The sequence below is a fragment of the Desulfobaculum bizertense DSM 18034 genome, from assembly GCF_900167065.1.
GTDB lineage: Bacteria > Desulfobacterota > Desulfovibrionia > Desulfovibrionales > Desulfovibrionaceae > Desulfobaculum > Desulfobaculum bizertense.
Map to the genome: position 1 here is coordinate 1 of NZ_FUYA01000010.1, position 14,195 is coordinate 14,195.

Sequence of the window (14,195 nt, forward strand, 5' to 3'; positions counted from 1 at the left end):
TTATGCCCAACAAGTTTGAATTTCATTCACGCGAAGCGTGGAGGGAATTCAAACTCGCTGAGGATACGTAAGGGAATCATTCCCTTACGCGGGGGGTTGGGGGCTGGCCCCCAATATTCCAACCCATTCCATCCAGCGCTAACGCACTAGTGCTGGTCACTAGGTCAAAAAAAAGCTCCATACCGAAGTATGGAGCTTGATTTATCTAGGTGGCGTCCCCAGGGGGATTTGAACCCCCGTTAACGGCGTGAGAGGCCGTCGTCCTAGGCCACTAGACGATGGGGACAATGGTGGGCCGTACTGGGCTCGAACCAGTGACTCTCTGCTTAAAAGGCAGATACTCTACCTGCTGAGTTAACGGCCCCCGTTGAGGTTGCAGTGTATAAAATCTACTGCTGAACCTGTCAAGGAATTTTCAAAAAAAATTCACATTACGAGGTTTTTCCTCATGGTGTGCGCGGCGTGTTTACGTCGTGCAGGGGAGCTTTTAGCTCAACGGGCGAATAATTTCAACCCCTCCCATGTAAGGTTTCAAAATTTCAGGGATGACGATGGAGCCATCGGGCTGCTGATAGTTCTCGACGACGGCGACAAACGTACGGCCGACGGCGAGTCCTGAGCCATTGAGGGTATGAGGAAATTCGGGCTTTTTAGCGCCATTTCTGCGGAAACGCATGTTCATGCGGCGAGCCTGAAAGTCTTCGCAGTTGGAGCAGGAAGAAATTTCGCGGTAGGCGTTCTGACCGGGCAGCCAGACTTCGAGGTCGTAGGTCTTGGTTGCGGAGAAGCCGATGTCGCCGGTGCAGAGAGAGACGACGCGATAGTGCAGGCCGAGTTTCTGAAGGATGCTTTCGGCGTGGCCGCGCATTTCTTCGAGAGCGTCGTAGGAGTCCTCGGGCTTTTCGATGCGGACCATTTCGACTTTGTGGAACTGGTGCTGCCGGATGAGTCCTTTGGTGTCCTTGCCGTAAGAGCCAGCCTCACTGCGGAAGCAGGGGGTGAATGCGGTGAATCGCATGGGCATCTGGTCTTCGGGGAGGATTTCGCCAGAGTAGAGGTTGGTCAGCGGCACTTCTGCGGTAGGGATCATGAAGTAGTCCCAGTTTTCGAGCTTGAAGAGGTCTTCCTCAAACTTGGGGAGCTGGCCGGTACCGGTCATGGTCGCGCGGTTCACCATGTAGGGAGTGATGCACTCTTCGTAGCCGTTTTCCATGGTCTGCACGTCGAGCATGAACTGGGCGAGTGCGCGTTCGAGGCGAGCGGCCCAGCCTCGATAGACGACAAAGCGGGAGCCTGCGAGCTTTGCGGAGCGCTCAAAGTCGAGTCCACCGAGTTTGGTACCGAGTTCCCAGTGTTCTTTGGGTTCAAAGTCCATAACGGGCTTTTCGCCCCAGAGAGCGACCTGCGGGTTAGCGGTCTCATCGTTACCGATGGGGGTGGATTCGTGCGGCATGTTCGGCACGGAAAGAAGCCACTGGCGGGACTGCTCGTCGATGTCCTTGAGTTCACTGTCGAGGGCTTTGATGCGTTCGTTAACAGTGCTCATGCGCGCCATCTGTTCGCTGGCATCTTCGCCATTCTTTTTAAGCTGGCCAACGAGCTTTGAGGTCGCATTTCGTTCCGCCTTGAGGGACTCTGCTTCGGCGAGGAGTTCACGGCGTTTTTCATCGAGCTGAACAAAGGCATCAACGTCGACTTTAGCGTTGCGGTTTTTGAGAGCTTCTTTGACGCTGTCGATGTTTTTGCGAATAAATTTAATGTCGAGCATGTGTAGCTTCTCCGGCTTTGGAGGGGGCGGGCCAAGGGCGCGGGTCCCCATGCATACCGTGTTTTGGGTGCAGGAAAAAAATGAATAAAGGCGACAGGTCGAGTAACCGTGCCGCGCTTGCAAGATATAGCTGTTCCCAGCGCGTCCTGCAAGGTTCGGGGTGGGATGAACTTGGTGCAGGGCGCGCTGGGAAGGAGAGAGAAGTCGAAAATATGGAAATCTGCGGGAAACAGATTATAGAAAAACGCCCCGTGTTTCACGGGGCGTTGGAAAGTCGCGACGAACAGGAGACGTTTATCTGATTATGGTCTGCTCGCGTCCGGGGCCGACAGAAACGATGTTGGCGCTGACGCCAAGCACTTCTTCGACACGCTGGACATAAGCGCGAGCATTTTCCGGAAGTTCGTCCCAAGTCTTGGCGGAAGAGATATCTTCCTTCCAGCCGGGCAGGCTTTCATAAACTGGCTCGACGTATGCGAGGCAATTTTCATCCTGCGGCGGGTAGGTGTATTCTTCGCCTTTGTACTTGTAGGCAACGCAGAGTTTGATCTCGTCGAGTCCACCGAGGACGTCGAGCTTGGTCACAGCGATGCCAGTAGGACCATTGAGGCGGACGGATTCGCGCATGACAACGAGGTCGAGCCAGCCGCAGCGGCGGGGACGGCCTGTGGTTGCGCCGAATTCTGCGCCAACGTTCTGGAGGTGCTTTCCTGCTTCATCTTCGAGCTGTGTTGGGAAGGGACCAGCACCAACGCGGGTGGTGTATGCCTTCATAACAGCCTGAACGCGGTTCAGGCGGCTGGGAGCGCAGCCACAGCCAGCAGCAGCGTTACCAGACACAGTGTTGGAAGAGGTCACAAAGGGGTAGGTACCGTGGTCGATATCCAGGTGAGTACCCTGAGCGCCTTCAAACAGAACGCCTTTGCCTTCGTCCATAGCGTCGCCAACGATACCACAGGTATCCTTAACGTACGCAATCATGCGTTCGGCAACAGGCTTCATTTCCTCGAAGACCTTTTCGGGGTCGAGGGCCTCGGTGCCGTACAGCGTGGTGAAAAGAGCATTCTTTTCAACGAGGGCGCGAGTGATTTTGGCCTTAAACAGGTCGAGATCGCAGAAATCCGCGGCACGGATGCCGATACGTGCGACTTTGTCCTCATAGCAGGGGCCAATGCCACGACCGGTCGTACCGATTTTGTTTTCAGCGGACTTTGCAGACTCGCGCGCACCGTCGAGAAGTTTATGGTAGGGCATGATGATGTGGGTCTTTTTGCTCACCATGAGGCGAGCAGGCTCCACATTGATGCCTTTCTCGTTAAGCTTATCGACTTCTTCAAGGAAAACAACGGGGTCGAGGACCACGCCATTTCCGATGACACAGGTCTTTTCCTGATGCAGTATGCCGGAGGGGATAAGATGGAGAATGTGCTGTTCTCCATTCACAACAAGGGTGTGTCCGGCGTTGTTTCCGCCCTGGAAACGTACAATAAGATCTGCACTTTCTGTGAGCAGGTCGACGATTTTTCCCTTCCCCTCGTCTCCCCACTGGGCGCCCATTACAACGACATTTGACATTTCTCTCTCCTTCTGTAAGAAGCGCAACTTTCCGCGCGCTTTTATTGCCGATTTGACGGCAAAAGGCATTCCTACCTAAAAAACGCTTTCGACAAAGTCAACACACTGCATTAAGAATGCAGGCAGGTTTTTTGCTTGTTCGTTCTGGAGGATGGAGGCTATGACAATACCCGGAAAAAAATCTGCGCGGTCAGGAAAATACGTTTTAGGCGTCATTTTTCTGATTTTGGCAGTCCAGGTTGCTTTAACCTGGAAGCTGCGCCATGCTGCGGTCTCACCGCTCCTCCGGGTTGTTGCCCCTTCTTCACAATGGATGGAAGGAAGCCTCTCGCCATACGGCCCTGGCTTTGAGCAAGAACTTTTAAATAGATTTTGTCAAGAAAATGGAATGCGCTGGGAATGGGAAAAAGCGGATTCCTGGGACGAGGCCTGGGAGATGGTTCGTAATGGAAAAGCGGACCTGATCATTGGCCTTGGCGCACAGCCGCCCAAGAACATGGATGTTTCTCTTGTTGTTGGTCCTGCGTATGCCCGGTTTGACCCGCTTCTGGTGCGGGCCAAGGGCAGTTCTCCTTCGACAGGGGATTGTGGAAAGGTTATTGTGGCGTCCAACGCCGACCTTGATTCTCTTTCCCTGCCTGCCAACGATTCTGGCTGCGCTCCCACACCCGTGGTGCCAGAAGACGTTTCACTTCGCTCCGTGCTCGATTCTTTGAGCAAAGATGGTCTGTCTACCGCTTTGGTAGACAGTGGGCGATACCGCTTGCTTCAACCTTTTTACTCGCAGCTCACCACAGAATCGCGACTCAGCGGCTCGGTTGAGTATCGGTGGTTCTGGAGTGAACGCTCCAAAGAACTGTCGCGTGCGCTGGTCGATTTTTGGGCCAGAACTCTGGACAGCCCAGCGTACAAAGACATTTATGACCGCTACTTTGGCTTTTTGCCAGAGCGAACAGATCCGTATGAGATGCGGCATTTTATGCGCACGCTCAAAAGAAAGCTCCCCACCTATGAGGAGCAGATTCTTTTGTCGGCAAGTAAATACGGCATTGATCCGCTTTTGCTCGTTGCTGTCATTTATCAAGAATCGCACTTCAATTCGCGCGCCAAAAGTAAAACCGGCGTACGCGGACTGATGCAGCTGACTATTCGCACCGCAAAGGAGCTTGGAGTCAACCGCAATAATCCGTTTGATAGCATTGAAGGTGGTGCAGCGTATTTGGCGAGTTTATTTGAACGGTTTGAAGGAACAGGTCTCACCCCTGCTGACCAGTGGTTTTTTGCCCTTGCTGCCTATAACAGGGGGCGGGGTCATGTGCTGGATGCCATGACCCTTGCCAAAGCCCAGGGTGGTTCGGGCAGGACGTGGCGCGAGCTTAAGGATGTGTTCCCAAAGCTCTCGTATGCAAAGTACTACCGGAATTCAAAGTATGGCTATACTCGAGGCTTCGAGGTTGTTCATTACGTAGAAAAAATTCGATATTTTTACTACGTGCTGAACGGTTTAGTCGTTCTTTCGCGGCCGGAAGCGCAACAGCTTGCAATGCTCGTTGGACCCTCGCTGCTCTGAGGGCGTGCTTGCTCTGCGCGCAAACGGATTGTCCAGCTCCTCTGTTTTTGGGGCCGGAGCATCATTATCCGGGGTGGACATCTCTTTCCAGTGGAAGTTGAAAAGCTGGTTCTTGAACCGCACAGCCTGAATCATGCTCAGGATGATAACGGCTTCTTCCCACTGCTGAGTAGGTTCATACGCTTCCACCTTTTTTGCATACTTGTCCCAAAGTGAAGTCAATGAGGCTTCATCGTAGGCGAGAAGCTGACGAGCCATTTTGCTGAGCGCCTTGTCCACGTTGTTCTCCAGATTGTGTGTTTTAATGTAACTGTCGCAAGGGGATTTCTCTAAATTGCCCCCTGCGCGGCGGTATGGTAACAGCACTTTTTCACCACGTAAATCTGAGGATTTCAGCCATGAGCGATCTGAAAAAAATGTATCGAACCCTGACCCATGATCCCTTCCCGAACGAGATGACCCTCACCCTCGGGGATCAGAAACTGACCTTCCGCAAGCGCACCTGGGAGATCGAAGGGGAAGAAAAAGGACTTCGGTACGGTGAAAACCCCGATCAGCCTGCTGCTCTCTTTGAGCTTGCTGACGGAAGCCTCGAACTCGAAGGCGTTGCCTTTCGGGCCGCAGGCGAGGGCCTTGTCTCTGCGCTGACAGAAGAGCACATGCTCCAGGCAGGCAAGCACCCCGGCAAAATCAACATGACCGACGTTGATAACGCCATGAATATTTTGCAGTACCTCACTGCCAAGCCCGCTGCGGTTATCCTCAAGCACAACAACCCTTGTGGTGCCGCATGGACTGACGAAGGCGTCGCAGTCGCCCTTGAGCGTGCATTCCGCTCGGACCGTATCGCCGCCTTTGGTGGAGCCGTCGTGGTGAACCGTCCTCTGGACGAAAAAACGGCAGAAATCATCAACTCCGCCTACTTTGAGGTCGTGGCCGCTCCTTCGTATGAAGGTCGTGCTCTCGAAATTTTGAAGGGACGAAAGAATCTCCGTATTCTTGAAATTCCCGGTCTCTCCGAGTTGGAAAAGCTCGTTGGTACTCCGTTCCTCGATCTGAAATCCCTGACGGACGGTGGCATTGTTGCCCAGCTGTCTTTCCGGAACCGCATCCTGAGCGTAGAAGACTTTATTCCCGCTGAGGCAGAAAAGGACGGTAATCACTTTATTGCCCGCAAGCCCACCAGTGCAGAAGCAGAAGACCTGCTTTTTGCCTGGGGTGTCGAAGCTGGCGTGACCTCCAACTCCGTGATCTTCGTTAAGGACGGCGTCACAACTGCTATCGGTACTGGCGAACAGGACCGTGTTGGCTGTGCCGAACTGACGATTCACAAGGCATACACCAAGTATGCTGACCTGCTCTGTTTTGATGAAAATGGCTGCTCTCTCTACGAGCTGAAGCTGAAAGCAAAAACTGACGAAGCTGCTGCTAAAACTCTTGCAGACATTGAAGCCCGCACCAAAGAAGCAAAGGCTGGACTCAAAGGCTCTGTCCTTGTTTCCGACGGCTTCTTCCCCTTCCGCGATGGTGTCGACGTGGTCATGGCCGAAGGCGTGACCGCTATTGCCCAGCCCGGCGGTTCCATCCGCGACTGGGAAGTCATCACCGCCGTGAACGAGGCATCGCCTCAGGTCGCAATGGTCTTTACAGGCCAGCGGTCCTTCAAGCACTAAGTGAGTTAGGGGCGCTGCCGCAGGGTATGCGCCCCTTTTTTCTTGGTGTTGCGCCTGCGTTATAATTGTGCCGCATCCTGCGGTGTGGCGCTGCATACTGGACTGAGCCTCACCGTGGCAGCAAAGGTCTTCCGGTTATGCAGCCCTGAAGGTAAAAGGAACTTATGACTTCTCCCATTGTTCGGTGCCCCTCTATTGGGTGCATTGTTGAGCTTATGCACAGCAACAAGCCGCTTTTGGCTTGGGTGCTCGAAGAGCAGAATAACAGGTTTCGCGTTCTGACCATTAATCGGCGCGAAATGAAACTTCCGGCTGCTCGCCTTTTGCCGTGGTCTGGACCTGCTGCTTCTGCTGATTTGAACCGCGAGGAAATCATGGAGCGCTTGCGCAGCCATGAAGAACGCCGCGTTCAGCTCATTTCTGAAATCGACCCTGCTGAAATTTGGAATTTTTCTCAGGGAGAAGTGGAAAGAGCATCAAGTGAATGGTTTGCCGGGCTGTTATGGAATGAGCCGGACATTGACCAGATCGCTGCAATGGGCCGCGTTTTGCTGGAGCACAAGAGCCACTTTAAATTTACTTCACCAGACTTTGAGGTCTTCCCTGAGGAAGTCGTGGAAAAACGGCTTCGGGAACAGGCCATTCGTGAGGAACGGGAGAAGATTGCCGCAGTTGGTCAGAAGTTTTTTCAGGCCCTGTGGAATGCCCGCACCAAGTCTCTGCCTGCGCCCAAGTGCGAGGAGGAGATGGTGCAGAAGCTTCGTGACGTGCTCTTTGCCGGCATGGTTGAGAACTCCAGCGATCCAGATTTCAGCATCTGGAATTCCCTGAAAAAAGGCCTGCCAGACACTCCGCACCTTGCACTCCTTCTTGCCCAGACATGGGGCATTGTTCCCGCCCATTACAACGTTCAGCTTTTGCAGGAAGGCTACGACTGGGGCGACGAGTGGGGCGCTGAGTATGCAGAGGACATCGCCGACCTGAAAGAAAAATTTGCGCAGGAAGAGCGCGAGCCAGAAGCGACACCCTTTGTCAGCATTGACTCCGCATCGACCCGCGATATTGATGACGCATTTTATATCACTCAGCTCGAAGACGGCACGCTTCGGCTTCAGGTGGCCCTTGCCTGCCCCTGTCTGAACTGGGAATTCGAGTCCCGTTTTGACCGCGCAATTCGTGACCGCGCCAGCAGTCTCTATTTGCCCGAAGGCACCAGCCACATGCTTCCGGAAACTCTCGGGCTTGGCCTATACAGCCTTTTAGAGGGTGAAGCCCGTCCCGCACTTATTGCAGATTTTCTCATTAAGCCCACTGGCGAAGTGATGAGCATGACCCCTCGTCACGCATGGGTGCGTCTTGCCTCCAACACGACGTATGAAACTGTCGAAGCCGCTCTTGAGGATGGTACTGCCGCGAAGCATTTCGTTCTCGCTGCCGAGCTTGGCAAGGCCCTTCGCGATCAGCGCATTGCCGCTGGTGCCGTTATTTTGCAGCGGCCTGATCCCAAGATTGTTCTCGAAGGCGAAGGCGACGACACGCGCGTTTCCATTGTGCATCACGCCGAAACTCCCAAGGCTCAGCTCCTTGTGAGTGAATTCATGATTTTAGCGAACTCCGCCCTTGGGCACTGGGCTAACGAGCGCAGCATCCCTCTCTTATATCGCACGCAGGATGTCACCTTCCCCGGTGACGCCGTCGGCATTTGGGAGGCTCCCGAGGAAACCTATCGCGTGGTGCGGCACATGGCACCAACATGTCTTGAGGTTGAGCCAAAGCGGCATGCAACGCTCGCCGTCACTGCCTACAGTCCCATTACCTCGCCCTTGCGCCGCTATGTCGACCTGCTCAACATGTCGCAGGTGACAACCTATTTGCGGAACGATGCCCCCGACATTGACGCCGAGCGTCTTCTCCGCATGGTGCCTCTCATTGTCGCGCGCGTCGAAGCCGTTGGGCGGCTTCAGCGCTATCGGCCGCGGTACTGGAAGCTCGTTTATTTTAGTCAGCGGAAGCACGAATTCTTTTCCAGTGTCGTCGTCGACGACGGGCCGCTCGTTACTGTGGCGTTGCCTCAGGAACAGCTCTATTTACGCGCACCGCAGCGACTCTTTGGTGAAAAAATCTACCCCGGTCAGCATTTCGCTATCCGGCTCAACAAAATCAATCCCCTTCTTAATGAAATCCGCATTGTCGAGGCATTAGAAGAGTAGATTGGGAGTCTGCCCCAGCGCGTCAGCGCTGGATGGGCGGGAGGGGAAGAGATTGGGGGCCAGCCCCCAAACCCCCGCGTAAGGGAATGATTCCCTTACGTATCCTCATCGAGTTTAAAAGCCGTTCAAGCTTCGCTTGCACGGCTTTTAAACTTGTTGGGGCTAGCGTCGAGAGCCTCTTTCTCTTTCCCGTACGTTGTCACCATTTTCTTTCTGAACGCGAGCGTTCAGAAAGAAAGGGTTGAGGCGCAAAGAAAAAGAACACACGCCCAGTTAATTAGGCCAAAATGAAAGGGCCGGATGTAAGGGAAAGCCAACGGCTTTCACACATCCGGCCCTTTCATTTTGGGCGATAGCGGGATTCCCAAGGGCCTCGTCCTGGGGCGGGGTCAAGGGGCGGCGCCCCTTGCAGAGGTGCGGGGACAGAGTCCCCGCCCACCCAGCGCCCCTTGCAGAGCACGAGACGGAGTCTCGTAACTACAAATATTTATTCTTCCAGAGCTGAAAACAGAGGAGTGTCCAGAGTTCTTTCCTGTTGTCGCGCTGCGCGGAGAGGTGCTGCGAGATGAGGGACTGGACGGTGCTGTAGTTGAATATTCCGTCGCTTCTGAGCTGCTGCTCTGAGAGGGTGTCGAGAAGGAGTGGTTTGAGGGGGCCTCTGAGCCACTGAGCGAGGGGGATTCCGAAGCCTTTTTTGGGCTGGTCGAGAATTTGTGCAGGGACTTTTCCAGCGAGCATTCGTCGCAGGAGATACTTCCTGACGCCTCGGCGCAATTTGAAAGAGGGGGGCAGACTGCAGACGCGGGCGGAAAAATAGTGGTCGAGAAAGGGGCAGCGAACTTCAAGGCCGTGAGCCATAGAAGCGAGGTCGACCTTCTGCAGGATGTGACCGACCATGTAAAAGCGGAGATAAAAATAGGCGGCCAGCTCATACTCGCTGCTGAAATGGCGAGAGGAGCAGACGAGGTCAACATAGCGAAGCGGGTCAAAGCCCTTGAGTTCATGAAGGAGATCGGGGTGAAGAAGCTTTTTCTGAACGAGAGGGGTAAAGGCCGCGAGCCAGGCCTGCTGCCGTGCGGCGCCTTTGTAGGTCAGGCCCTTGAGAAAGTGCTGAAGCCGGAAGGGGAACGACATGGGTCGAGAGGGCGCGGCGCGAAGGTGAAAAGAGGCTTTGTGCATCGCGCGGAGAAGGGGCGAGGGAATGAGACCGGCAAGCTTTGCGGGGCCGAGGGCGAGAAAGGGGTCGTAGCCGTAAAACAGTTCGTCTCCGCCGTCTCCGCCAAGAGCGACAGTGATGTCCTGCCGGGCAAAGGCAGAGAGAAGATAGCTCGGGAAAAAGCTGGGGTCGGCGAGAGGCTCGGAGAGACAGTCGAGAGCTTGCGGTAAAATGTCGAGCATACTCTGCGCACTGAACCGGGCCTCGTGATGCTGCGTACCGAGATGCTGGGCCACAAGCCGGGCGTTGCTGGACTCGTCAAACTCTGGTTCTTCGAAGCCGATGGAGAAGGTGTGAATTTCTGAGGGGTCGATTATGTCCGCAAGATGGGCTGTTATGGCGCTGGAGTCGAGACCGCCGGAGAGAAAGACGCCGACCGGGACGTCACCCATGAGCCGCCGCTGAATGGCGGAACGAAAGGTGCGGGTGAGATGAGACTGCGCCTCGGTCAGTTCAATGGCGTGAGTTCGCTTGCGGGGAATGGGAATTTCCCAGTAGGGGCGAATGTCGAGATGCTTGTGCTGGTAAATCAGGGTGTGACCGGGGGGCAGCTTGGCGGCATGCCTGATGAGCGAAAAGGGGGACGGCACATATTCGTGCAGGAGATAACGGGAGAGGGCTTCTGGTTCGAGTTCGCGAGAGATGGCGGGGTGCTCAAGGAGCGCTCCAAGCTCCGAAGCGAAGAGAAAGAGACCGTTGTGCAAATAATAATGCAGGGGCTTTTTTCCCCAGCGGTCGCGGGCGATGAAAAGCTGGTTTGTGTCCTGATTCCAGATGGCAAAGGCAAACATGCCCTTGAAACGGTTCACACAGTCGCGGCCCCATTCTTCGTAGGCGTGAAGAATGACTTCGGAATCAGAGTCTGAATGAAATTCATGGCCGAGCTGCTCAAGCTTGTAGCGCAGCTCGCGATAGTTGTAGATTTCACCGTTGGTGGTGAGCCAGATGCGCCCTGTTTCATTGCACATGGGCTGAGCGCCACGGCTGGAGAGGTCGACAATGGAGAGGCGTCGATGCCCAAGGGCAACGGCGGGGGCGGAGTCTGAGGCTGGGAAGAGTTTCAGGCCGTGGGCATCTGGTCCGCGATGAGCGAGCTTGTGGACCATGTTCCGCAGGGCAAGTTCATTGGGAATACCCGAGTGCTGCACGCAGCCAGCAATACCACACATGCTATCCTCCAATTATTTGGCGGACAACATACTGCTCTTTTTTCCCAGACATTCGTGAATGAAGGAGAAGTTCTCCGGTGAGTCCCATGAGCGTGACCTGAAGTGCCGTGATGCACACGAGAGCGGTGAGAATGAGCAGAGTTTCCGCAGAGATGTTTCGGTGAGCGTAATGCTTGATGAGCCAGAGTGCAAAGATTCCTGAAAATCCAAGTTCGGTGATGCGCCGGGCAATTTTCCCAAAAAACTGAATGGGGCGACTCATGCCGTCGGCAAAGAAACGGACCACGATGAGGTCAAAGATAACGCGGGGAACGCGGGACAGACTGTATTTGGTGCTGCCGTGCTTGCGGGGACGATGATTGACCGGGATTTCGGCAATGTTGACTCCAAGCCATGCCGCAAAAACCGGAATGAAGCGATGCATCTCCCCATAAATGGAAATATTTTTGACGATACCGCGCTTGTAGGCCTTGAGAGTGCAGCCAAAATCCTTGAGCTGGACCCCGGTGCCTTCAATGAGCCTGTTGATGATGCGGTTGGCAATGATGGATGGGAGGCGACGGGAAAAGAGACGGTCCTTGCGATCCTTGCGCCAGCCATTCACGAGGTCATAGCCCTCGGCCATTTTTTCGAGCAGACGGGGGATGTCGTGCGGGTCGTTCTGGCCGTCCGCATCAAGAGTGATGACAATACGACCCTGCGAGCTGGCAAACCCGGCAGAGAGCGCGGCGGTCTGGCCGTAGTTGCGTCGAAAATCAATGACTTTGACCTCAGTGTCATGACAGGCCAGCTCCTCAAGAATGGTGAGCGAGTTGTCCGTGCTCCCGTCGTTGATGAAAAGAATTTCCGTATTCCTGTGAAGCGAGTCCAAAACCTCGCGAAGCTCGGTGTAGAGGGGAATCAGATTTGCTTCTTCGTTGCAGACGGGAATGACAATGGACAGATCGCGAGTGGCGGGCGGAATGGTGCTTTCACCATAATCGTTGACCATGCGCATTGGTTCGATGGTGCAGTGTGAGCCTTCGCCTGCGCTGTGGGGCGGGTAGGCCGGAGAGTAGGAAACCTGACTGGGGTCGTCGTTGTGCGCCGCGGTAAAATTTCCGCTGTGCTCTGATGAAAAAGAGACGTTCAGATGAGAGCTGTTTGAACTGTGGGTGTGCATTGCCTGTTTCCGCCTTTGTCTGGGATGTGAGCAACCGGGACTCTGCCACGAGACTTTGGTGGAAAAGTAGCATCTTGAGGCGTTTCTCTCAATCATTGCCTGCGTTTTGTGCCACGACAAAATGAGAAAAAAGAAAAGCCCCCGGCTTTTCGTCGCGCGGGGGCTTTTTGTATGAAAAAAGAAAAAGAATCAGGTTGTGCTGCTCTCGTCTTCGTCATCAAAAATATCGTCCGGGAATTCCTCGTCCACAGTAAAGAATTCTTCTTCAATGGCCTGCGGGTCAAGGTCTGCGGTTGGCTCTTCGTGCCAGCCTGGGAAGGCTTTGGCGAGGGTGGCCGAGACCAGAGGACGCAGGGTGCTGCGATCGATGGCTGAGGCAGGAATGCCGCCGGGGAAAATATTTTTGACCATGCTGCGGCCCTCGGCGTCGAGACTGTCCCATTTGTTGAGAACGAGAATACGGGGAATCTCGTTAAGGGACATTTCGCGAAGGATTTCCTCAACGGCTCCAGCATGCACTTCAAGCTCTGGGTGCCCGGCGTCTGTGACATGGAGCAGCAGGTCTGCGGCTTCGAGTTCCTCAAGGGTGGCGCGGAAGGCTTCTTTGAGTTCGTCCGGGAGCTTGCGAATGAATCCAACCGTGTCGGTGAGGATGATTTCCTGTTCCTGAGGGAAGCGCAGACGGCGGGTTGTGGGGTCCAGCGTGGCAAAGAGCTTGTTTTCGGCGAGCACTTCACTCTGGGTCAGGGTATTGAGCAGCGTGGATTTGCCCGCGTTTGTGTAGCCCACAAGCGCAACGACTGGCAGGCCCGCCTTGGCACGGCGCAGGCGGGTTGCCTTGCGACGTTTGCGGAGCTTTCCGAGTTCTTTCTTGATGCGGGTGATGCGGTCACGAACACGGCGGCGGTCCAGTTCCAGCTTGGTTTCACCGGGACCACGGCCACCAATGCCACCCATGAGCCTGTCGAGGGCCTGATTTTTGCCGACCAGACGCGGCAGGGTGTACTGGAGCTGGGCAAGTTCAACCTGAAGCTTGCCAGAGCGGGACGTGGCGTGCTGGGCAAAGATGTCCAGAATGAGCTGGGTACGGTCCAGAATCTTGCGTTCGGTCACGTCGGCAAGGTTGCGCATCTGGGCTGGGGTGAGTTCCTGGTCAAAGAGAATGACGCCAGCATTAGCCTGAAGTGCCATGACTTCCAGCTCGGCGAGTTTGCCTTTGCCCAGAATGGTCTTGGGGTTCAGGGCGCGTACGCGCTGAATCATGGTGCCGCCAGAGTCGACACCTGCGGTGTCGGCAAGGTCTGCCAGCTCTTCAAGGGAAATTTTTTGGCGGTACTGCGGGTCAGTGGAAACGCTGACCAGAATGGCAGTGTCGCGCTGGCCTGAGGACGTCGCATCTTTGCTGAGCTGGGCACCGGAGCGTGCAAGCTCGTCCTCGATGGCCTCGACCTGTGCGCGGTAGTCCGTCTCTACGCTGTGATAGGGCACGGGACCGGTGATGCGGTACGGCGTGTTCTCGGCGTTTGGGGGCAGAAGCGTTGCTTCGTAGATGTCCACAGGGCCGCCCATGCGGTCAACCGTCAGCACGGTCATGGCATCCAGACGCAGGAAAACAAGGTCCATCAAGTCTTCCTGAGAGAGACCTTCTTTTGAAAGATGGGTGTGCAAAAGACGGAGGCCGCGAAGACGGCCTGTGCTACGGCGGGCAGAGGAAATATCCGGGATGTAAATACCACCGGGGTCACCAATGAGCACCATGTATGGCCGCCCCTGCCTGTCGATGAGCAGGGCGATCTGTCGGCCTATGCCCTGCGAGAGAATGGCAATCTCTCGGGCCTGATCGCTGGTCATG

Annotated in this window: 9 protein-coding genes and 2 tRNA genes; 3 read left to right on the forward strand and 8 right to left on the reverse strand. The window is 55.1% G+C overall.

The genetic code is table 11. The annotated features are described in order from the left end of the window. Window positions 1-210: 210 nt before the first annotated feature. From B5D23_RS12660 to B5D23_RS12680, 4 genes are all read right to left on the reverse strand, one after another. Window positions 211-286 (reverse strand) — tRNA-Glu (locus B5D23_RS12660). A gap of 2 nt (window positions 287-288) precedes the next feature. Beyond that, a tRNA-Lys gene (locus tag B5D23_RS12665) sits at window positions 289-364 on the reverse strand. A 123-nt stretch (window positions 365-487) separates the two neighbouring features. Continuing rightward, complete coding sequence (gene serS / locus B5D23_RS12670) at window positions 488-1,768, reverse strand: serine--tRNA ligase (RefSeq protein ID WP_078685821.1); 1,281 nt, start codon at window positions 1,766-1,768, stop codon at window positions 488-490. 294 nt (window positions 1,769-2,062) lie between these two features. Continuing rightward, window positions 2,063-3,343, reverse strand: coding sequence for an adenylosuccinate synthase (locus B5D23_RS12680; protein WP_078685823.1), 1,281 nt, complete (start codon window positions 3,341-3,343; stop codon window positions 2,063-2,065). A 313-nt stretch (window positions 3,344-3,656) separates the two neighbouring features. Here B5D23_RS12680 and B5D23_RS12685 point away from each other — a divergent pair, with 313 nt between their 5' ends. Then, window positions 3,657-4,913 carry an MltF family protein gene (locus B5D23_RS12685; RefSeq protein ID WP_284690182.1) on the forward strand — a complete coding sequence of 419 codons (1,257 nt, stop codon included), beginning with the start codon at window positions 3,657-3,659 and terminating at the stop codon, window positions 4,911-4,913. Here the strand turns inward: B5D23_RS12685 and B5D23_RS12690 are convergent. Beyond that, entirely contained in the window at window positions 4,848-5,192 is a 345-nt protein-coding gene (locus tag B5D23_RS12690) for a hypothetical protein (RefSeq protein ID WP_078685825.1), read from the reverse strand. The two genes, B5D23_RS12685 and B5D23_RS12690, sit on opposite strands and share 66 nt — an antisense overlap. Before the next feature lie 119 nt (window positions 5,193-5,311). Between B5D23_RS12690 and B5D23_RS12695 the strand changes: the two genes are divergently transcribed. Both B5D23_RS12695 and B5D23_RS12700 read left to right on the forward strand, forming a co-directional pair. Then, window positions 5,312-6,586, forward strand: coding sequence for an IMP cyclohydrolase (locus tag B5D23_RS12695; protein ID WP_078685826.1), 1,275 nt, complete (start codon window positions 5,312-5,314; stop codon window positions 6,584-6,586). Between the two features lie 164 nt (window positions 6,587-6,750). After that, complete coding sequence (locus tag B5D23_RS12700; protein ID WP_078685827.1) at window positions 6,751-8,796, forward strand: ribonuclease catalytic domain-containing protein; 2,046 nt, start codon at window positions 6,751-6,753, stop codon at window positions 8,794-8,796. 477 nt (window positions 8,797-9,273) lie between these two features. Here the strand turns inward: B5D23_RS12700 and asnB are convergent, their stop codons facing one another. From asnB to hflX, 3 genes are all read right to left on the reverse strand, one after another. Beyond that, entirely contained in the window at window positions 9,274-11,181 is a 1,908-nt protein-coding gene (gene asnB / locus B5D23_RS12705; RefSeq protein WP_078685828.1) for an asparagine synthase (glutamine-hydrolyzing), read from the reverse strand. A 1-nt stretch (window position 11,182) separates the two neighbouring features. Then, window positions 11,183-12,343, reverse strand: a complete 1,161-nt coding sequence (locus B5D23_RS12710) for a glycosyltransferase family 2 protein (RefSeq protein ID WP_159446001.1) — start codon at window positions 12,341-12,343, stop codon at window positions 11,183-11,185. Window positions 12,344-12,532: 189 nt separating this feature from the next. Beyond that, entirely contained in the window at window positions 12,533-14,194 is a 1,662-nt protein-coding gene (hflX, locus tag B5D23_RS12715; protein WP_234985098.1) for a GTPase HflX, read from the reverse strand. Window position 14,195 lies beyond the last annotated feature (1 nt).